Below are 20,633 nucleotides of genomic sequence, written 5' to 3'. Positions count from 1 at the left end.
AAGACAGGTCCCGCGGCCCTCGCCAGGTGGGCGAGGGCTTATCGATAAAAAACGCGAACGCCAAAAAGATAGGAGCGTGGCGCCGCGTGCGGTTCAATCGTTAGAACTGTTCGGCGCTCAGGCCAAACAACGAGGCACTGCCCGCACGGATGGATTGCTCCAGGCTCAAAATGCGCGGCAGCAAGCGGTGGATATAGAAGTCGGCGGTGGCGATTTTCGCGCTATAAAACCCTTCGTCTTCGTGCAGCTTTTGCTTGGCAACCTGCGCCATGCGTGCCCAAAGCCAGGCATAGGCGACGTAACCAAACAGGTGCAAATACTCCACCGAAGCGGCGCCGACTTCGTTGCGGTTGGTCGCGGCCTGATCCTGCAACCAGTCGCTCAGGTCTTCCAGACGCTGCACGGCATCGAACAGTTGAGCGGAGTAGGGCGCGTCAGGCTGATGGGCGAAATGACGGATCTCAGCGGTGAACTGGCGCAGCGCGCAGCCCTTATCGGCGAGCACTTTGCGCCCGAGCAGGTCCAGGGCCTGAATACCGTTGGTACCTTCGTAGATCTGCGCGATGCGCACGTCACGGACCAATTGTTCCTGGCCCCATTCGCGGATGTAGCCATGGCCGCCGAACACTTGCTGGCCGTTGATACAGCTTTCCAGGCCGGTGTCGGTGAAGAAAGCCTTGGCCACCGGCGTCAGCAGCGCGACCAGGGTTTGCGCGCTGTCCCGCTCCTTGGCGTCATCGGAAAACTTCGCCAGATCGAGTTGTTGGCCGACATAACTGGCGAACGCACGGCCGCCCTCGGTCATGGCTTTTATGCTCAGCAGCATGCGGCGCACGTCGGGGTGAACGATGATCGGGTCGGCCACTTTGTCCGGGGCAATGGCACCGGTCGGCGCGCGGCTCTGCACACGTTCACGTGCATAGGCGACAGCGCTCTGATAGGACGCTTCGGCGCAGCCAATGCCCTGAATGCCGATGGACAGGCGTTCGTAATTCATCATGGTGAACATCGCCGCTAGGCCTTTGTTGGCTTCGCCGACCAGCCAGCCGCTGGCGCCGTCGAAGTTCATCACGCAGGTGGCCGAGGCCTTGATGCCCATCTTGTGTTCGATCGAACCGCAACTCACGGCGTTGGCATCGCCGAGGGAACCGTCGGCATTGACCCGTATTTTGGGCACGACGAACAGTGAGATGCCTTTTGGTCCCGCCGGTGCGTCCGGCAGTTTGGCCAGCACCAGATGGACAATGTTTTCGGTCAGGTCCTGATCGCCACCGGTGATGAAGATCTTGCTGCCGGTGATGTTGAAACTGCCATCGGCCTGTGGTTCGGCGCGGGTGCGGATAATCCCCAGATCGGTGCCGGCGTGGGCTTCGGTCAGGCACATGGAACCGGCCCAGCGGCCTTCGTACATTGGCGGCAGGTAGAGGTTTTTCAGGGTGTCGCTGGCGTGGGCATCCAGCGCAAGGCAGGCACCGGAACTCAACGCCGAATACAGGGCGAAGCTTGAGTTGGCGCCGTAGAGCATTTCTTCAAACTGCACGGCGAGCATTTTCGGCATGCCCATGCCGCCGAAATCGGCGTTACCGGAAAGGCCCACCCAGCCGCCTTCGATGTAGGTGGCATAAGCCTGTTTGAAACCGATCGGCGTGCTGACCTGGCCATCGACCCACTGGGCGCCTTCCTCGTCGCCGCTGCGATTCAATGGCGCAATCAGGTGAGAGGTGATTTTGGCCGCCTCCTCAAGAATGGCGTCAGCGGTGGCGGCGTCGACACTGTCGGCCAGGGCTGGCAGGCGTGCCCACAGGGCCGGGGCATCGAACACTTCATGCAAGACAAAGCGCATGTCGCGCAGAGGGGCGTTGAATTCGGGCATAACGTGAACCTCAAAAGGTTGTGCGATGGGCACGGCGCCGCTTGAGCAGGCCGTGCCCTTTCAATCAATGAGCGGAAGCGCTGGCGGCACCGAGGCCGGTCTGGGCGCGAACGAACTGGTCGGCGTAAGCGTCACGCTCCTTGTCGGCCCGCACGCTGCGGTCGAGTTTCGACACCGCGACGATCACGACGAACGCCAGCGGCATGGAGAACAGTGCCGGGTGGTCGTACGGGAAGATCGCGTGAGCATGGCCGAGCACGGTGACCCAGACGGCTGGCGAGAGGATCACCAACACCAGTGCGCAGATCAGGCCGGCGAAACCACCGATGATCGCGCCTTTGGTGGTCAAGCCTTTCCAGTACATGGCCATGATCAGCACCGGGAAGTTGGTCGATGCGGCGATGCCGAAGGTCAGGCCCACCAGGAACGCGACGTTCATCTTCTCGAACAGAATACCCAGCAGAATCGCGATGATGCCCAGGCCGACAGTGGCCATACGGGTCACGCGCATTTCCTGCTTCTGGGTGGCTTTGCCTTTCTTGAATACTGTGGCGTAGAGGTCGTGGGATATCGCCGAGGCACCGGCCAGGGCCAGCCCGGAGACCACCGCAAGAATGGTGGCGAAGGCCACGGCCGAGAGGAAACCGAAGAACAGGTTGCCACCGACTGCTTTGGCCAGGTGCATGGCAACCATGTTACCGCCGCCAATCAAGGCGCCGCCGACTTCGCCATTAACGTAGTACTGCGGGTCGGTGCCGATGATCACCATCGCGGCAAAGCCCAGGGTGCAGACAACAAGGAAGAAGAAGCCGATGAAACCGGTGGCGTAGAACACCGACTTGCGCGCTTCCTTGGCGTTAGGCACGGTGAAGAAGCGCATCAGAATGTGCGGCAGGCCGGCAATCCCGAACACCAGGCCCAACGACATCGAAGCGGTGTTGATCGGGTCGGCGAGCATTGAGCCGGGGCCCATGATGTTCCAGCCGCTGGCATGGGCTTCGACGGCTTTGGTGGCCAGGGTTTCGTAGCTGAAACCGAATTGCGACATGGCCATGAACGCCAGGGTCGTACCGCCGGCAAGCAACAACACAGCCTTGATGATTTGCACCCAGGTGGTGGCGATCATGCCGCCGAAGATCACGTACACCAGCATCAGCGCGCCGACGATCACCACCGCAACCGGGTAGTCGAGGCCGAACAGCAACTTGATCAACTGACCGGCACCGACCATCTGCACGATCAGGTAGCAGCACACCACCGTCAACGAACCAAACGCGGCGAAGATCCGCACTTTGTTCTGGTCCAGTCGATAGGACACGATGTCGGCAAAGGTGTAGCGCCCCAGGTTGCGCAGACGCTCGGCCATCAGGAAGGTGATGATCGGCCAGCCGACGAAGAAGCCGATGGTATAGATGAAGCCGTCGTAGCCCTTGGCAAACACCAGGCTGGACAGCCCCAGCAGCGTGGCGGCGGACATGTAGTCGCCGGCAATCGCCAAGCCGTTCTGGAACCCGGTGATGCCACCGCCCGCGGTATAGAAGTCAGACGTGGATTTGGTTTGCCGCGCCGCCCACCAGGTGATGGCCAGCGTGCCTAGCACGAAGAGGAAGAACATGCCGATCGCGTGCAGGTTGAGCGGTTGTTTTTCCACCGCACCCAGCGCGGGTGCAGCCAGCACAAAGGAGGCCGGCAAGAGCCCGGCAGCGGCGAGGAGAAGTTTACGGAGCAGGTTCATTACTTGCTCTCCTCGAGAATGGCGGCGCCCAGTGCATCGAAACGTGTGTTGGCGCTGTAGACGTACCAACCGGTCAGTAGCCAGGAAAAAATGATGATCGCCGCGCCAACCGGCATGCCCAGGGTCAACATCCGATGCTCGGCGAGCGGCGCATGCAGCCACTGCGGGGCAAACGCCACTACCAGCATGAACGCGTAGTAAGTGCCCAACACCGCAGCGCTGAGTGACCAGGCCAGACGCGAACGGCTGCTCACCAATTGAAGGAATTTCGGGTTGGACCGAATGCGTTCACAGCGTTGGGTATCGGTTGAATGGATGTCGATCATGGGTGGCTCCACCTTGTTGTTGTTATCGGTGCTTTTGGTATTCAAGGGCAGGGCAGCGCCGAATCCGGCCTGCACGAGCCCGAAGCGGCCGGTAAAAACACCGGCCGCTTGACGGGTACAACGTCGATTCGGTTAGAGCGCTTTGGCCCTGTCGCGCAGAACGTACTTCTGGATCTTGCCGGTGGAAGTCTTCGGCAGCAGGGTGAAAATCACGGTGCGCGGGACTTTGAAGCCGGCCAGGTGTTCGCGGCAGAAACTGATGATGTCAGCCTCGCGAACGTCCTGGTGATCAGCCTTCAACGTGATAAAGGCGCAGGGCGTTTCGCCCCACTTCTCATCGGGACGGGCGACGACGGCCGCTTCCATGACGGCTGGATGGCGATAGAGCACACCTTCCAGTTCGATGGTGGAAATGTTCTCGCCGCCGGAAATGATGATGTCCTTGAGTCGGTCCTTGATCTCGACGTAACCGTTGGGATGACAAACCGCCAGGTCACCGGTGTGGAACCAGCCGCCTTCGAACGCTTCGGCCGTGGCGGTCGGGTTCTTCAGGTAGCCCTTCATCACGGTGTTGCCGCGCATGAAGATTTCACCGATGGTCTGACCGTCTCGTGGGGTCGGCTCCAGCGTCTTCGAGTCGCCGACCATCACGCCTTCGAGCGTCGGGTAGCGCACGCCTTGACGGGATTTGATTTGCGCTCGTTCGTCCAGCGGCAACTCATCCCATTCGGCGTGCCAGGCGCAGAGCGTCACCGGGCCATAGGTTTCGGTCAGGCCATACACGTGGGTGACCTTGATGCCCATTTCTTCCACGGCACCGATCACTTTGGCCGGCGGTGCGGCACCGGCGACCATCGCGTTGACCGGGTGATCAATCGCCGCTTTAGCCGACTCTGGCATGTTGACCAAGGCGTTGAGCACGATCGGCGCAGCGCACAGATGGGTGACCTGATGCTCGCGGATCAGCGTGAGGATTTTCTGTGGATCGACGCGGCGCAGAAACACATGCACCCCAGCCATGGCGGTGATGATCCACGGGTAGCACCAACCGTTGCAATGGAACATCGGCAGGGTCCAGAGGTAGACCGGGTGGTTGCCCATGGCCCAGGTCATCTGGTTGCCCAACGAGTTCAGGTATGCACCGCGATGGTGGTAAACCACGCCTTTGGGGTTGCCGGTGGTGCCTGAGGTGTAATTCAGCGAGATGGCTTGCCATTCGTTCGCCGGCCACTGCCAGGCAAAAGCCGGGTCGCCTTCGGCCAACAGCGCTTCATAGTCCAGATCGCTGACCGCCTGGCCTTCGCCGTATTCCGGATCATTGACGTCGATCACCAGTGGCGGGTGATCGAGCATGCCGATCGCCGCGTGAATCACATCATGGAACTCGCGGTCGGTAATCAGCACCTTGGCTTCGCCATGCTGCAGCATGAAGGCGATGGCTTCGGCGTCCAGACGCACGTTGAGCGGGTTGAGCACCGCGCCAATCATTGGCACGCCGAAATGCACTTCAAGCATCTCGGGAATGTTCGGCAGCATCACCGCTACCGTGTCGTTCTTGCCGATGCCGCGACCGGCCAGCGCCGAAGCCAGACGGCGGCAGCGGGTGTAGGTCTGCGCCCAGGTGCGGCGAATAGAACCATGAATGACGGCGGGGTAGTCCGGATAAACGCTGGCGGTGCGCTCGATGAAGCTGAGCGGAGACAAGGCAATATGATTGACAGCCGCAGGGCCTAGCCCTTGTTCATAGATCGACATGTACGGGTACTCGGTGGCTGATTGTTAGCTCTATAGGTGACCCTTGCAGCGTCGCCGCTGAGGGCACCTTTTATGTCCGGTTTGCTTTATATAACATTCAGCTACCGATATGGAAGTACAACCTACGTCATATAGGATATGTACTATATTTGATTCTGGCCGATCTAAATCAATACAGTCACACCGCCAAGGCCGGTATATCCTTGGCTCCCCCAACGAAGCGGACCTGTGATGACCCTGACTCCCGTTCGATTGCACAGCTGGTTGCGCCTGCAGCGCGAGGGTGTGTCTCTGGCCGCCCGGGCCGATGCGTTGTGTCGTGCGTTGCAGGAATGTCCCGAGGTGCGCCGGGCGGTTTATCTGAGTTGGCAACCTAATGCGCGGATTTACAGCCACGAGGGCGCCGCCCAACATTTTCCACCGGGCCTGGGTGACCCGTCGCTGGCCAGCGACCAGTTGCTGTTTGATCGGCTAGTCGAGGCGGGGCGCCTGGATCTGGCGCAAGTGCGGCAACTCGATTGCTGGTTGTCCGGTCGATTGCGTCGGGCCGCCATCAGTCATGGCCAGGTGTTTGATCTGGCTTTGCAACCGGGGCAGCCGGGGTTGTTGCTGGTGGAAGTGTGCGAGGGCGTGAGTCTTGATTGGCTGGGTTGGGTGCAGGACTTGCTGACGACCTTGCTGAACAGCGTCAACGGTATGCTGCGCGGCTCGCCGCTCTTGGGTCACGATCCACAGCCGAGTCTGTTGCTCGATGCCCAAGGCCGGCCGCTGGAATTCAATGCCGCGCTATTGGCACTGCTCGCCGAAAAACCGCTGACTGATGTGCTGGGTTTTCTACCGGTCAATCACCGGGTGCTGGTTCGTGCCTGCCTCGACCAGCAACGCGCCATCGATGGGGTCGAAGCCCAGTTCGAAGCGCAGATCCTGATCTGGACGTTTATCCCCGATCCCCAGGACAACCGCGTGCTCGCCCGTTGCCGCGATGCCACAGCGCAAGTGTTGGCCGAGCGCGAAGCCGCCACGGCACGGCGGCTGTACCGGCTGATCATCGAGAACACCACAGACCTGATTTCCCGACACACTCCGGACGGGCGCTTTCTGGATGCCTCGCCCGCGTCCTGGACATTGCTCGGTTATTGGCCGGAAGAGTTGCGCGGGCAAATGGCCCAGGGTTTGTTCCATGGTCAGGACCTGGCCAGTCTGGTGCAGCGCGCACGGGATGCCCTGGAGCAGGACGGTTATCACACGATGACCTATCGCATTCGTCATCGCGACGGGCATTACTTGTGGTTCGAAACCGCGAGCCGGGCGATTCGTGAGACCTACACCGGGACAGTGGTCGAAGTGGTCAGCGTGTCCCGGGACATTACCGCCCGTGTGCAAGCCGAGGAGAACAAGCGGCGCCTGGCGGAGGTCGTCGAAGCCAACATCGATCCGGTGTTGTTCATCGACCCCGAGGGGCAAGTCACTTACCTCAATCCAGCGGCGCGGCGCATTCTCGGGATCGACGAGCAACAACCGATGCCGGCTCTGGCGGAGTTGTTTGCCAGCGGCGACCTGGCACGTCTGCAGCGTGATGGCTGGAGCAGCGCCGAACGCGACGGTGTCTGGAGCACCGATGCGCGATTGCAGCCACCGGGGGGCGGCACTTCAGTGCCGGTATCGCTGGTGTTGCTGGCGCACCGTTCGGCCGGCGGCGAGCGTTATTACTCCTTGGTGGCGCGGGACATGACCGAACGTGAACTGCGAGAGGTGCAACAGCGCCGCCATCAGGACGAACTGGCGCACACCGCGCGGTTGGTCACCCTGGGTGAGTTGGCCTCGGGCATCGCTCACGAAATCAACCAGCCGTTGGCAGCGGTGGTCAATTACGCCAATGCCAGCCAGCGCTATTTACAGACGCTGGATTCCAATCCCCAAGCCGCTGCCCGAGTGGCGCAAGGGCTGGAGCGCATTACCCATCACGCCACGCACGCCTCGGAAGTGATCAGACGTTTGCGCGCGTTTCTGCGCAAGGGACAACGCCGGATGCAGGCCCTGAATTTCACCGACGTCGCCCGCGAGGCCGTGCGTTTGTGTGCCTGGGAAGCGAGCAATTGCCAAGTGACAATCGAGGATCGCCTGCCGGATAATCTGCCGCCGATTTATGCCGACCGGGTGCTGCTGGAACAGGTGCTGCTCAATCTGTTGCGCAATGCCATCGACGCCAACCGCGAACAACATCCGGGGCAACCTTCGCTGATCGTGATGGCTGCGGGGCAGGGCGGTGGTGCAACCGTGGAAATCAGTGTGCAAGACCAGGGACCGGGCGTCAGCGAGCCCGAACTGGAGCAGATATTTACCCCGTTCTATACCAGTAAGGCCGATGGCCTGGGACTTGGCTTGTCCATGAGCCGCAGCATCATCGAAGGTTTCGGTGGCGAATTGCAGGCCCTACGCCAACCGATCGGACTGCTGATGTGCTGCCGTTTGCCGCTGGCCGGCCCAACAAAACAACAACAGGAATAACGTAATGGCAGGTGTGACGGAGCACGTGGTGTATGTGGTCGACGACGATCAAGGCATGCTCGACTCAACGGTCTGGTTATTGGAATCGGTAGGGCTCAAGGCCTTGCCGTTTACCAGTGGCGTGGAGTTTCTCAATGCTTGTGATGCCACGCTCGATGCCTGTGTGCTGCTCGATGTTCGCATGCCCGGCATGGGCGGTTTGAACGTGCAGGAAGAAATGCGCACACGTGAGCTGAACCTGCCGATCATCTTCGTCAGCGGGCACGCGGACGTGCCGATCGTGGTTCGCGCCTTCAAGGCGGGCGCCCATGACTTCATCGAGAAGCCCTATAACGAGCAATTGCTGCTGGACAGCGTGCAACAGGCGCTCAGCAACTGCGCGGCAAACCGTTCAGGCAATCAGGGCCATGAAGCCTTGCAGGCACGTTTGCTGACACTGACCCCACGGGAGCGCGATGTCTTGCTGCCGCTGGTCCAGGGTTACACCACCCGTGAAATCGCTGAACAACTGGGCGTGAGCGCAAAAACCGTCGACCTGTATCGTTCGCGGGTGATGAAACGCATGCAGGCCAATACCTTGCCGGACCTGGTGGGCATGGCCATCGCCGCTGAACTGGTCGATCCGCTGAAGCTGCGGTGATTGCTCGCGTTTTCTAATGAACGTCTATGCTGGGCTAACCGATCTCTTACCTTTGCAGCGATCTGCAAGGAGGCAGCAATGGTGCCCACATCCAGTTCTGAAAAGGCGTTCACGCGCAGTCTGCTCGATGTTTTGATCCGTGCCGGGCTGATTGCCGTAATGGTGATGTTCTGCTTTGAGATCTTCAGCCCGTTCCGCGACCTCATGCTGTGGTCGCTGATCCTGGCGATCACCCTTTATCCATTGCAAGAGCGGCTCAAGGGGTCGCTGGGTCAGAAAGACGGCCACATTGCGACGCTGATTGTGCTGATCGCCATCGTTGTGCTCATGGTGCCGATCTATCTGTTGGTCACCTCGATTGCCGATTCGGTCGCGCATGCCATGACCACCGTCAAGGACGGCAATTTCCATATTCCGCCACCCGCTGACTCAGTCGCTGACTGGCCCTTAGTGGGCAAGCCGGTCTCTGCTTTATGGCTGCAGGCCTCAACCGATCTTCCCGACCTGGCAGCGAAGTACCTGCCGCAGATAAAACATTTCAGCGTGAGTTTCCTGGGCAAACTGGCCGGCGTCGGCATGGGCTTCCTCACCTTTATCTTTGCATTGATCATCGCCGGCATTTTCATGGCCTACGGCGAGGCCGGCAGCCGCAGCGCGGTACAGATCGCGACCCGCATCAGCGATCCGGGCAAGGGGCCGAAAATCGCCGAGCTGTGTACCGCAACGATCCGTGCGGTTGCGCTGGGGGTGGTCGGCATCGCCTTCATCCAGATGCTGCTGGTGGGCATCGGATTCGTGCTCATGGGCGTCCCCGGTGCCGGGCTGCTTGCCTTGGCGGTGCTGCTGCTCGGCATCATGCAATTGCCGGCGACACTGATTACGCTGCCCGTGATTGCCTTTGTGTTCACCACCGAGGGGGCCAGCACGTGGACCATCATCTTCGCCATCTATGTGTTCGTTGCCGGCCTGGTGGATAACGTACTCAAGCCCTTGCTGCTGGGGCGCGGTGTCGATGTGCCGATGCCGGTGGTGCTGATCGGTGCCTTGGGTGGCATGGTCACCAGCGGCATCCTCGGTCTGTTCATTGGCCCGGTGGTGCTTGCGGTCGGCTATCAGTTGTTCTGGCAATGGGTGGAAGATCAACCGCAGAACAGACCGGACGTCCCGCCGACGCTATGACTGCCCGGGCTTGCGCTAGCATGAAAGGTGTTCAGGCCACAACGTGGAAGGGTTGAATCATGTCCGTCCATTCCTGGGAAAAACTCTACCTCGATGACCTGAGCATGGGTCAGCAGTTCGAAAGCGACAGCCTGCGTGTCCATCGAGCGTCGATGCTGGCCTTTGCTCAGGAATTCGACCCGCAACCGTTTCACCTCGATCCTGAAGCCGCCGAGCTGAGCCTGTTCCGAGGTCTGGCAGCCAGTGGCTGGAACACCGCCGCCCTGACCATGAAGCTGCTGGTGGAAAGCGTGCCATTGGCAGGCGGGATCATCGGCCTGAGCATTGAGTTGAGCTGGCCGACGCCGACCTACCCGGACGATCTGTTGCGTCTGCAATGCACCGTGCAGGCCATCGATCCATCCAGCACCAAACCAGACCGGGGTGTGGTGACCCTGTTCATGGAAACACTCAATCAAAACGACAAGGTCGTGCAGCGAGCCACCGGCAAACTGCTGGTCTTCAGAAGACCGGCGCCTGATTGAGAAACCAGTCATGGGTGTGTGGAGCGTGCGTGATCGGCAAGGCGTCTTGCCGTTACATTGAGCGCGTTCTTTGTCGATTGCAGGGGCCGGAGGCGGCGTGGTGAAAACATTCCTGCTCAGACCTAGCGCCTCAACGCTGAACATGTTGCGTCAAGCGTGCCTGCAACGCCGAGATGCGGTGCCGCCAACGTTAACCGAAAAAGCGCTCATCCCTGGCATTCCGGATGCTCGCTACTGGCTGGACCAGGATCTGACGCCGTTCATTCGGGATGTGAGTCAGGCCAACGTTCGAGAAGCCGCGGCGCTCGCCAGCGCAGGGATGCCCAATGACACCCTGCCGCTGGCAAGCATGTTGGCCGTTTCGGGGGGCGGCGATGCAGGCACATTCGCGGGGGGCATCATTGCGGGATGGACCCTGCATGGGTCTCGTCCCGTGTTCAAAGTCGTCACCGGCATTAGCGCTGGCGCCCTGGTCGCCCCGTTCGCCTACCTGGGGCCCCAGTACGACGGTGTCATTCTGGGTATCTGCAATGCAGTCGGTCCAAAAGACATTTTCCATGCGCGTAATGTGCTGACCCGTCTTGCCAGCGACGGTATCGCGCACAGCAAGCCTCTGTCGCGGCTGATTGCACAGCACATCACTGCTGAGGTTCTTGCGGCGATCGCGTCGGAATACGCCAAAGGACGACTGCTGATGATCGGCACCACCGACCTTGATTCAGGACGCCCGGTCACCTGGAACATGGGCGCTATTGCCTCCAGCCAGGCACCGGGCGCGCTCGACCTGTTTCGCAACATCATGGTCGCGTCGATGAGTATTCCCGGCGCCGTCTCACCCGTCATGATCGACGTGGAGGTTGACGGCCAACAGTTTCAGGAAATGCACGTGGACGGAGGCGTCCTGACTCAGGTGTTCCTTTACCCACCCGGCACTGTGATGGCGCTGAACCGCGTGACCGGGGCGCGCTTGCGTGATGAACGGCATTTCTATGTCATTCGCAACGGCAAACTGGAGTTGCAGTGGTCCGGGACGAAGCGCCGCACCTTGAGCATCGGCGGTCGCGCCATCAGCGCATTGATCCAGACTCAGGGGATCAGCGATCTGGATCGCATTTACCGAATTGCACAGCAGGATGGGGCGGACTTCAATCTGGCGTACATCGGCTCCGATTTTGATACTTCTCGCGCTCATAAATTCGATGGCGAGTACATGAAGCGCTTGTTCGATTACGCCTTTCAACTCAGCGCGGAAGGCTATCCGTGGCATAAATCGCCGAGTACGTGAGAGCCAGTCAGTTAAGCCGTAACGCAAAAGTGTCGCGGCTGAAATATTGGTATAGCGACGCTTGATAATCAGCTGACCGGCTCGGCCGTACAACTCATCGCCCCTGAACCTGGCTTCTGGAAAATGACCCCGTTGCCTTCTTGCCAGAAGCGGTAGTTCCCTTGGGAATCCTTGCCGGTGTATTGGGTTCCCGAATCACTCGGTACCTGGTTCAGGGTGATCGAGGTGTTCGCCCATTTCAGGTACACGACACTTGGCTGCGTGTTGAAGAAAGTGGCGGAAATCAGCGCGTTAAACCCTGTGCAACGAAAAGCCAGGGGGCCTTCGGTGAGCCTGTCTGGATCCTTGGTTCTCACAATGGCCGAGCCTTGGCGTAGCTGGTGCGCGCGCTCGGCATAACTTCGGATCGTGCACGCCTTGGGCTCACGGTCCGAGGCACACTGATTACGGGAGTCGATCCAGAACTGCTGGTCGATCAAGACTTTGTCTGGCCGCGGTACTGAACGTTCATCTGTGAGCGCCAGGCGATAAAGACGCGTCAGTTCGATATCCATCTGTGCCAGTTGCGAATCGCGACAGATAAGCTTTTCGACGGATGCCCTTGCCGTGGCGCAGTCGAAGCTGGTCTTGAACGACGCAGCATTCGCGCAGGTGCTCGTCGCCGCGCAAACGCTGGCAGCGAGCAGACAGGTGAAAAGGGTCGTGACCGTTTTCATCTTGGCTTCACCCAGATCATGACGTGATCCCCGGATTGCCATGGAACCTATCGATCTGTTGGACATTCATTCGTTCGCATTGGGTGTATCGCAGTGTAAGTCAGTGTTCAAAACTTGCCACACCGCCGGGCGCAGAAACGCATGCCTTGTAGCCGCTGACGAAGCCTGCGTTCGGCTCTGTAGCAGCTGTCGAGCTTGCGAGGCTGCGTCCGGCTGCGCAGCAGTCGTGAAATCAGGCAATGCGGTGTATCAGGAAAACCGCGTGCTCAGGGTTTGCGACTGCTGCGCAATCGGACGCAGCCTCGCAAGCTCGACAGCTGCTACAGATCAAGTATGGAATTACCGAGGATCCGCAGGTGATGTTAAAAAATGTTAGATTGAAAAAATACTTCACATAATCTGATCATTGGTAGATGATCTCCATCAGCCGGTATGACAACCTGATAACTCGACAAAAACAGGATTGCCTTGATGTTCGATGAGATCCCGACTCATGTGCTGAATGACAGCGCCCCTCAGCGGGTTTATCCGCTCGGCGCTGATCCTGTCTACCGCAGCCCTCTCTACAACGCGGCCAATGTCTGCGCCTTGCAGGCGCGCAAGCAGTCGCTGCTTTCCACTGGAGTACCCCATGAATAACAAGAATGTCGGTGTTGTCGGTCTGGGCGCGATGGGCCTGGGCATTGCTCGCTCGTTGTTGCGCAGCGGTTTCAATGTGCATGCCTGTGATGTGCGGGCTGCGGTGACTGAACAGTTTGCCGGGGAGGGCGGTGTGGCTTGCTCTTCTCCATCGCACATGGCCGCTGAGTGCGACGTGATAGTGACCGTGGTGGTCAACGCCGAGCAGACCGAAACCGTATTGTTTGGTGAGGGTGGTGCCGTGGCCGCACTGCGGCCGGGCAGTCTGGTGATCGGCTGCGCCACCGTAGCCCCGACTTACGCGGTGGATCTGGGCCAGCGCCTGGCCGCGTTGGGCCTGCTGTATCTGGATGCACCGATTTCCGGTGGCGCCGCCAAGGCGGCCGCTGGCGAGATGACCATGATGACCTCGGGTCCAGCCGACGCCTATAGCAAGGCTGAGTCGATCCTGGCGGGCATGGCCGGCAAGGTTTATCGCCTGGGTGATGTCCATGGCCTGGGGTCGAAGGTCAAAATCATCAATCAGCTGCTCGCCGGGGTGCATATTGCCGCCTCTGCCGAAGCCATGGCGCTGGGCCTGCGTGAAGGGGTCGATGCCGATGCGTTGTATGAGGTGATCACCCATAGCGCCGGTAATTCCTGGATGTTCGAAAACCGCGTACCGCACATTCTCAAGGCTGACTACACACCGTTGTCCGCGGTGGATATTTTCGTCAAGGACCTGGGCCTGGTACTGGATACCGCCCGGGCCAGCAAATTCCCGCTACCGCTGTCGGCCACCGCTCACCAGATGTTCATGCAGGCATCCAGTGCCGGCTTCGGCCGTGAGGACGATTCGGCGGTGATCAAGATTTTCCCGGGCATCGAATTGCCGACAGCCAAGCCCGAGCCCGTTTGAGGAACACCCCATGACTACCTCCACCGCACGCCCGCTGCTGGGCTGCATCGCCGACGATTTTACCGGTGCCACGGACCTTGCCAACATGCTGGTGCGCGGCGGAATGCGTACCGTGCAAAGCATCGGTATTCCGAGCGCAGACATTGCCGCCGGGCTTGACGCCGATGCGATCGTCATTGCGCTGAAGTCGCGCACCATTCCTGTCGCCGACGCGGTCGAACAGTCCCTCGCCGCGCTGGCCTGGCTGCGCGAACAAGGCTGCGAGCAGATCTTCTTCAAATACTGCTCGACGTTCGACTCCACCGCGGCCGGTAATATCGGCCAGGTCAGCGAGGCGCTACTGGCCGCGCTGGACAGTGACTTCACCCTGGCCTGTCCGGCGTTCCCGGAAAATGGCCGGACGATCTTTCGCGGCCACTTGTTTGTGCAGGATCAACTGCTCAGCGAGTCGGGCATGCAGCATCACCCGCTGACGCCGATGACCGATGCCAACCTGGTTAGGGTCCTGCAATCGCAGACCGGTCTGAATGTCGGCCTGTTGCGCTACGACACCATTGCCCGCGGCACTGAGCAGGTGCGTGCGCGAATCGCAGAGCTGAGGGCTCAAGGTGTCGGCATGGCAATCGCTGATGCCTTGTCGGACAGCGATCTGTACACCCTCGGTACCGCCTGTGCCGATCTGCCGTTGTTGACGGGTGGTTCGGGGTTGGCCCTGGGTTTGCCGGAAAATTTCCGTCGCGCCGGCAAGCTGCGCGACCTCGATGCCTCGAAGCTCCCGGCGGTATTCGGCGGGGAAGTGGTGTTGGCCGGCAGTGCTTCGATCGCCACCAATGGACAAGTGGCGGCCTGGCTCGAAGCCGGGCGGCCGGCCTTGCGCATTGATCCGTTGGCCTTGGCTGCGGGTGAACCGGTGGTGGCGCAAGCCTTGACCTTCGCCCGTGATAACGATCAAACCGTTTTGATCTACGCCACCAGCTCACCGGATGAGGTCAAGTCGGTGCAACAGCAACTGGGTGTCGAGCAGGCTGGCAGTCTGGTGGAAAACGCTTTTGGCGAAATTGCCCAAGGTCTGCGCCAGAGCGGCGTGCGTCGCTTCGTGATCGCCGGAGGAGAAACCTCGGGTGCTGTGGTTCAGGCGCTGGGCGTACAGCTGCTGCAGATCGGCGCGCAGATCGATCCGGGTGTGCCGGCGACCGTCAGCAGTACTGACGAACCTTTGGCGTTGGCACTCAAATCGGGCAACTTCGGTGGCCGCGACTTCTTCAGCAAAGCCTTGAACCAACTCGCGGAAGGTGCGCAATGAGTAACGAAAGCGCCCTGCGTGAGGAAATCTGCGAGGTTGGCCGTAGCCTTTACCAGCGCGGTTACACCGTCGGCAGCGCCGGCAATATCAGCGCACGCCTGGACGACGGCTGGTTGATCACACCGACCGATGTCTGCCTCGGGCGCCTCGATCCGGCGACCATCGCCAAGGTCAATCTGGCCGGCGAATGGGTGTCCGGTGACAAGCCTTCAAAGACCCTGGCGCTGCACCGCCAGGTCTACGACCGCAACCCGAGTGTCGGCGGCGTGGTGCATACCCATTCCACTCATCTGGTGGCGTTGACGCTGGCCGGTGTCTGGCAGGCGGACGACATCCTGCCGCCGCTGACGCCATATCAGGTGATGAAAGTCGGGCATATCCCGTTGATTGGCTACCAGCGACCCGGTTCGCCGAAGGTTGCCGAGCAAGTCGCGCAACTGGCCAATAGTGTTCGCGGCGTGATGCTCGAACGGCTTGGCCCGGTGGTCTGGGAAAGTTCGGTCTCCAGGGCCAGTTACGCCCTGGAGGAGCTCGAGGAAACCGCGCGGCTCTGGCTGATGAGCGATCCCAAACCGGAACCTCTCGACCAGTCGGCTCTGGACGAGTTGCGAGAGACCTTCGGCGCGACCTGGTAAAGCGCTGGCTTAACACGACAAATCGATACAGCAGGCCCTGTACATGAGGCGCGCAGCGACTCTCGATGGACCCGGCTTGCCTAAAAAACAATAACAACAGGAAATCCAAGCATGACTCACTTCAGATTCAGTGGCAGAACCGTTTCGTTTACCCGGCGTGGAGGGGTTCTGAAATGAGCCCTTTAGTCCTGATGATTACCGCAGCGGTGGGCATCGCGCTGTTGTTGTTCCTGGTGCTCAAGTACAAGTTCCAACCCTTCGTGGCCTTGATGCTGGTGAGCATTCTGGTGGCGCTGGTGGCCGGGGTGAAACCGGCCGATCTGGTGGCGACCATCGAAGGCGGCATGGGCAAGACCCTGGGCCATATCGCGATCATCATTGCCTTGGGCGCGATGATCGGGCGGATCATCGAGCTCTCCGGCGGTGCCGAGGCGCTGGCCAAGACCCTGATCACTCGATTCGGCAACCGGCGTACACCGCTGGCGCTGACGATTGCCGGGTTCATGGTCGGGGTGCCGGTGTTCTTCGAGGTCGGCGTGATCATCCTGATGCCGCTGGCCTATGGCATTGCGCGCAGTGCGCGTAAGCCACTGTTGGTGTTCGCGCTGCCGATGTGCGCGGCCTTGTTGACCGTACACGCCTTTCTGCCGCCACACCCGGGCGCAGTGGCCGCTGCCAGTCAGTTGGGCGCGGACCTGGGTCGCGTGCTGATGTTCGGCCTGCCGCTGACTGCGTTCCTTTGTTATGTCGGCTACCGCGTGGCCGGGCGCATGACCCGTCGGGTGTTCCCGATGACCGACGATATTCGTGCCGAGGTCTATGGCCCGCATGTCACCAACGAAGATTTGGCCGCCTGGTCCAACGGTAATGACAAGAGTGCTGAGCGCGCGGCTGTGGCCGTGTCGCACATGGGTCTGGAAGAGTCCACCAGCAGCATCGTTTCCAAGTTGCCGCCGGCACCCCCTCCAGGGTTTGGTTTGATCGTCAGCCTGATTGTGTTGCCGATTATTCTGATCCTGCTGGGAACGCTGTCCACCTCGTTGCTGCCTGCCGAATCGACCCTGCGCGGCATCATGACCGTGCTCGGCGCGCCGCTGGTGGCGCTGCTGATCGACACCTTGCTGTGTGCCTGGTTGCTGGGTTCGCGTCGGGGCTGGAGCCGTACTCAGGTGTCCGACGTGATCGGTTCGGCCTTGCCCGGTGTGGCCATGGTGATCCTGATTGCCGGTGCCGGCGGGGTGTTTGGCAAGGTGCTGGTGGATACCGGAATCGGCGCCGTAGTCTCCGATATGCTGCGCACCACCGGTCTGCCGGTGCTGGCGCTGGGCTTTCTGCTGACCATGCTGTTGCGCGCGGTGCAGGGCTCGACCACGGTGGCGCTGGTGACCACCGCCGGCATCATCAGCCCGCTGATTGCGACCCTCGATCTCACTGCGAACCACATGGCGCTGCTGTGCCTGGCCATGGGCGGTGGCGGGTTGGCCATGTCCCATATCAACGATGCCGGTTACTGGATCTTCACCAAGCTGTCCGGACTGAGCGTGGCCGACGGCTTGCGCACCTGGACGGTGTTGACCACCTTGCTCGGCACTTTGGGTTTCTGTATTACCCTGCTGATCTGGCCATTTGTCTAACGAACTGTCGACCTGTAGGAGCTACCATGCCTCGTTTTGCTGCCAACCTCAGCATGCTCTACCCGGAACATGCGTTTCTGGATCGCTTCGCCGCCGCGGCCGCCGATGGTTTCGAAGCGGTGGAGTATCTGTTTCCCTACGACTACAGCGCTGAAGAACTCAAGCAACGCTTGAGCGACAACGGCCTGGTGCAGGCACTGTTCAACGCGCCGCCCGGTGATTGGGCGGCGGGCGAGCGGGGCACGGTGTCGTTGCCGGGCCGTGAGAGTGAATTTCGTAGCGGTTTTGATCGCGCGCTGGAATACGCCTCGGTGCTGGGTAATTCACGCATCCATGTGATGGCCGGCCTGCTGCCGTCGGAAAGCGATCGCCCACGGCATCACGGCGTGTACCTGGAGAATCTGGCTTACGCTACCGCGCAGGCTGCCAAGGCTGGCATCACGGTGCTGCTGGAGCCAATCAATACACGAGACATGCCGGGCTTTTTCCTCAATCGGCAGGACCAGGCCCAGGCTATCTGCAAGGAAGTAGGCGCCAGTAACCTGAAGGTTCAGTTCGACTGCTATCACTGCCAAATCGTCGAGGGCGACCTGGCCACCAAACTGCGTCGGGACTTCGACGGCATTGGCCACATCCAGATCGCCGGCGTGCCGGATCGACATGAGCCGGACCTGGGAGAAGTCAATTACCCGTATCTGTTCGAGCTGATCGACCAGTTGGGTTATGACGGCTGGGTAGGGTGCGAATACCGGCCGCGTGGTAACACATCGGCCGGCTTGCAGTGGCTGCGTGACTGGAAGGCGCGCTAACGCCCTACGCGTTGCTATCAGAAGGCAACAACAGTTCGACTCCCTGTTTGCGAATGCCATCGGCCGCGGCCGGGGCCAATGCATCGTCGCTGAGGATAATGTCGAACTGCTCTAACCCGGCAATCTTGTACATGCTGAATGTGCCGTATTTCGAGCTGCTGGCCACCAGCACCACTTGCGAGGCCGATTGCATCGCAGCTTGTTTCACCTCCACCTTCAGCGCCGAAGGCGTGGTGAGGCCGCGACGCAAATCCCAAGAGCTGGTCGATATGAACGCGATGTCCGTGACGACCTGGCGCAAGGTGGCCACCGCCAGGCCGCCCACGCACGATTGATTGGAGTGATCCAGCTGCCCGCCGGTATGAATCACCGTGACATGGGGGGCTTCGATCAGCGCCTGGACAATGCCGAAGTCGTTAGTCACCACAGTCATGCCGGACAGCGCCTTGATGTAGGGGACGATTTCCAGCGTGCTGGTTCCCGCATCCAGGTAGATCGTCATATCGGCATGCAGTAGCCGGGCGGCGAGCTTGGCCATGGACTGCTTCTGTGGCAACTCGACCACCGCCTTGAACTGATGGCTGGGCTCACTATGGAGCTGGCTGGCGATCCGCACCCCACCCGTTACCGAATAGGCCCGACCTTCCTGCTCCAACAGCGCGATATCGCGACGTATGGTCATGTGCGAACAGTCGAACATTTCCATCAACTGATGCACGCTCAGCACCTGATGCTTGCGCAACTGTCGCAGCATCAATTCACGACGCTGTTCAGGAATCATCGGTGCGCCGCTTTCGGCGGCGATGTCCTTTTGATTAGGCATTCGGGCTCCAGATTAAGGAAAGCTGACGGTCAAACATAGTAGCGAATCTGTGGCGGGATCAGTAGCGCGGCGATGGGACGGGGCCGGGCGACAATGACTGTCACTCTGACTTGATGGGTGCCTGGGACTAAAATTGAGTCACGTTTCGCGTGGAGAGGGCTTCCTGCTCTTTCGATAAGTAGCGAGTGAAGGCACAATGCGCATCCTTTTTTGGCTGGCCTTGCCGGAGGCGCCTCGAAATGATCAAAACGCCGTACTACCTCATCGATAAACAAAAGCTGCTGGCGAACATGCAGAAGATCGCCTATGTGCGCGAACAGTCCGGGGCCAAGGCGCTCCTGGCACTCAAGTGCTTCGCCACCTGGTCGGTGTTCGACCTGATGCAGCAATACATGGACGGCACCACGTCGTCGTCGCTCTACGAGCTCAAGCTCGGTCGACAGAAGTTCGCTGGCGAGACCCATGCCTACAGCGTGGCCTGGGCCGACGACGAGATCGAGGAGATGCTCGACAACTGCGACAAGATCATCTTCAACTCCATCGGTCAGTTGCAACGCTACACTGAAGCTTCAGCAGGCAAGGTGCGTGGCCTGCGGGTCAATCCACAGGTGAGCAGCTCGGATTATCTGCTGGCCGACCCTGCGCGGCCGTTCAGCCGTCTGGGCGAGTGGGACCCGGTGAAGATCGAGCAGGTCATCGAGCAGATCTCTGGCTTCATGTTCCACAACAACTGCGAGAACGGTGATTTCGGCCTGTTCGACCAGATGCTGTGCACCATCGAAGAACGCTTCGGCGACTTGCTGCACAAGGTCGAGTGGGTCAGCCTCGGTGGCGGTATCCATTTCACGGGTGAAGGCTACGCGATCGACGAGTTCTGCGCGCGTCTCAAGGCCTTTTCGCAAAAATACGGCGTGCAGGTTTACCTGGAACCGGGCGAAGCGGCCATCACGCAGAGCGCGTCGCTGGAAGTCACCGTTCTCGACACCCTCTACAACGGCAAGCACCTGGCGGTTGTGGACAGCTCCATCGAAGCGCATATGCTCGACCTGCTGATCTATCGCCTGAATGCCAAGCTGGCGCCTAGCGATGGCGAGCACACGTACATGGTGTGCGGCAAATCCTGCCTGGCCGGAGACATTTTCGGTGAGTATCAATTTGATCGTCCGCTGGCGATCGGGGATCGGCTGTCGTTCATCGACGCAGCGGGTTACACCATGGTCAAGAAGAACTGGTTCAACGGCCTGAAAATGCCGTCCATCGTAGTGAAACAACTCGACGGTACTGTCGAGGTGGTTCGTGAATTTGGTTACAACGACTACATGTCCAGCCTTTCGTAAGCTGGCTGAGAAGG

18 protein-coding genes are annotated in these 20,633 nt (G+C 60.2%); 12 read left to right on the top strand and 6 right to left on the bottom strand.

What is annotated here, in order from left to right; genetic code table 11:
* Positions 1-100: 100 nt before the first annotated feature.
* The 4 genes from KGB23_RS10375 to KGB23_RS10360 form a co-directional block, all read right to left on the bottom strand.
* Positions 101-1,873 carry an acyl-CoA dehydrogenase C-terminal domain-containing protein gene (locus KGB23_RS10375; protein WP_223430997.1) on the bottom strand — a complete coding sequence of 591 codons (1,773 nt, stop codon included), beginning with the start codon at positions 1,871-1,873 and terminating at the stop codon, positions 101-103.
* Positions 1,874-1,937: 64 nt separating this feature from the next.
* On the bottom strand, positions 1,938-3,608 hold the full coding sequence (locus KGB23_RS10370) for a cation acetate symporter (protein ID WP_223430996.1): 1,671 nt from the start codon (positions 3,606-3,608) through the stop codon (positions 1,938-1,940).
* Complete coding sequence (locus KGB23_RS10365; RefSeq protein ID WP_008146418.1) at positions 3,608-3,934, bottom strand: DUF485 domain-containing protein; 327 nt, start codon at positions 3,932-3,934, stop codon at positions 3,608-3,610. Before KGB23_RS10365 ends, KGB23_RS10370 begins: the two co-directional genes overlap by 1 nt.
* Positions 3,935-4,066: 132 nt before the next feature.
* The gene (locus KGB23_RS10360; protein ID WP_008146420.1) at positions 4,067-5,689 is read right to left on the bottom strand and encodes an acyl-CoA synthetase; all 1,623 of its coding nucleotides are present in this window, start codon (positions 5,687-5,689) and stop codon (positions 4,067-4,069) included.
* A 231-nt stretch (positions 5,690-5,920) separates the two neighbouring features.
* On the opposite strand from KGB23_RS10360, the gene KGB23_RS10355 reads away from it, so the two are divergent.
* From KGB23_RS10355 to KGB23_RS10335, 5 genes are all read left to right on the top strand, one after another.
* Positions 5,921-8,197 carry a PAS domain-containing sensor histidine kinase gene (locus tag KGB23_RS10355; RefSeq protein WP_223430995.1) on the top strand — a complete coding sequence of 759 codons (2,277 nt, stop codon included), beginning with the start codon at positions 5,921-5,923 and terminating at the stop codon, positions 8,195-8,197.
* Positions 8,198-8,201: 4 nt separating this feature from the next.
* Complete coding sequence (locus KGB23_RS10350; protein WP_046049845.1) at positions 8,202-8,837, top strand: response regulator transcription factor; 636 nt, start codon at positions 8,202-8,204, stop codon at positions 8,835-8,837.
* Between the two features lie 78 nt (positions 8,838-8,915).
* Positions 8,916-10,016, top strand: coding sequence for an AI-2E family transporter (locus KGB23_RS10345; RefSeq protein ID WP_150658108.1), 1,101 nt, complete (start codon positions 8,916-8,918; stop codon positions 10,014-10,016).
* Positions 10,017-10,075: 59 nt separating this feature from the next.
* Positions 10,076-10,540: a MaoC family dehydratase gene (locus tag KGB23_RS10340; RefSeq protein ID WP_223430994.1), complete on the top strand. Its 465-nt coding sequence runs from the start codon at positions 10,076-10,078 to the stop codon at positions 10,538-10,540.
* Positions 10,541-10,640: 100 nt separating this feature from the next.
* Entirely contained in the window at positions 10,641-11,825 is a 1,185-nt protein-coding gene (locus KGB23_RS10335; protein ID WP_223430993.1) for a patatin-like phospholipase family protein, read from the top strand.
* A gap of 68 nt (positions 11,826-11,893) precedes the next feature.
* On the opposite strand, the gene KGB23_RS10330 is transcribed toward KGB23_RS10335, so the two are convergent.
* A complete protein-coding gene (locus tag KGB23_RS10330) occupies positions 11,894-12,541 on the bottom strand; it encodes an MliC family protein (RefSeq protein WP_223430991.1) in 648 nt (215 codons plus the stop codon).
* Between the two features lie 471 nt (positions 12,542-13,012).
* Here KGB23_RS10330 and KGB23_RS10325 point away from each other — a divergent pair, with 471 nt between their 5' ends.
* The 6 genes from KGB23_RS10325 to otnI all read left to right on the top strand — a co-directional run bounded on the left by KGB23_RS10325 (position 13,013) and on the right by otnI (position 18,459).
* Positions 13,013-13,180 (top strand): hypothetical protein, encoded by a 168-nt coding sequence (locus KGB23_RS10325; RefSeq protein ID WP_223430989.1) that lies wholly within the window; start codon positions 13,013-13,015, stop codon positions 13,178-13,180.
* Positions 13,173-14,078: an L-threonate dehydrogenase gene (gene ltnD / locus KGB23_RS10320; RefSeq protein ID WP_223430988.1), complete on the top strand. Its 906-nt coding sequence runs from the start codon at positions 13,173-13,175 to the stop codon at positions 14,076-14,078. Before KGB23_RS10325 ends, ltnD begins: the two co-directional genes overlap by 8 nt.
* A gap of 10 nt (positions 14,079-14,088) precedes the next feature.
* Positions 14,089-15,381: a 3-oxo-tetronate kinase gene (otnK, locus tag KGB23_RS10315; RefSeq protein ID WP_223430987.1), complete on the top strand. Its 1,293-nt coding sequence runs from the start codon at positions 14,089-14,091 to the stop codon at positions 15,379-15,381.
* Positions 15,378-16,016, top strand: coding sequence for an aldolase (locus tag KGB23_RS10310; RefSeq protein ID WP_056742280.1), 639 nt, complete (start codon positions 15,378-15,380; stop codon positions 16,014-16,016). Before otnK ends, KGB23_RS10310 begins: the two co-directional genes overlap by 4 nt.
* A 173-nt stretch (positions 16,017-16,189) precedes the next feature.
* On the top strand, positions 16,190-17,650 hold the full coding sequence (locus KGB23_RS10305) for an SLC13 family permease (RefSeq protein ID WP_223430986.1): 1,461 nt from the start codon (positions 16,190-16,192) through the stop codon (positions 17,648-17,650).
* Between the two features lie 26 nt (positions 17,651-17,676).
* On the top strand, positions 17,677-18,459 hold the full coding sequence (gene otnI / locus KGB23_RS10300; protein ID WP_223430985.1) for a 2-oxo-tetronate isomerase: 783 nt from the start codon (positions 17,677-17,679) through the stop codon (positions 18,457-18,459).
* Between the two features lie 4 nt (positions 18,460-18,463).
* Here the strand turns inward: otnI and KGB23_RS10295 are convergent, their stop codons facing one another.
* Positions 18,464-19,282, bottom strand: a complete 819-nt coding sequence (locus tag KGB23_RS10295; RefSeq protein ID WP_223430984.1) for a DeoR/GlpR family DNA-binding transcription regulator — start codon at positions 19,280-19,282, stop codon at positions 18,464-18,466.
* A gap of 239 nt (positions 19,283-19,521) precedes the next feature.
* On the opposite strand from KGB23_RS10295, the gene nspC reads away from it, so the two are divergent.
* Positions 19,522-20,619 (top strand): carboxynorspermidine decarboxylase, encoded by a 1,098-nt coding sequence (gene nspC, locus KGB23_RS10290; RefSeq protein ID WP_223430983.1) that lies wholly within the window; start codon positions 19,522-19,524, stop codon positions 20,617-20,619.
* The last annotated feature ends 14 nt before the right edge of the window (positions 20,620-20,633 follow it).

Source organism: Pseudomonas sp. GL-B-26, from assembly GCF_019947405.1.
Classification (GTDB): Bacteria; Pseudomonadota; Gammaproteobacteria; order Pseudomonadales; family Pseudomonadaceae; genus Aquipseudomonas.
This window is presented reverse-complemented; position numbering and strand designations above follow the sequence as displayed.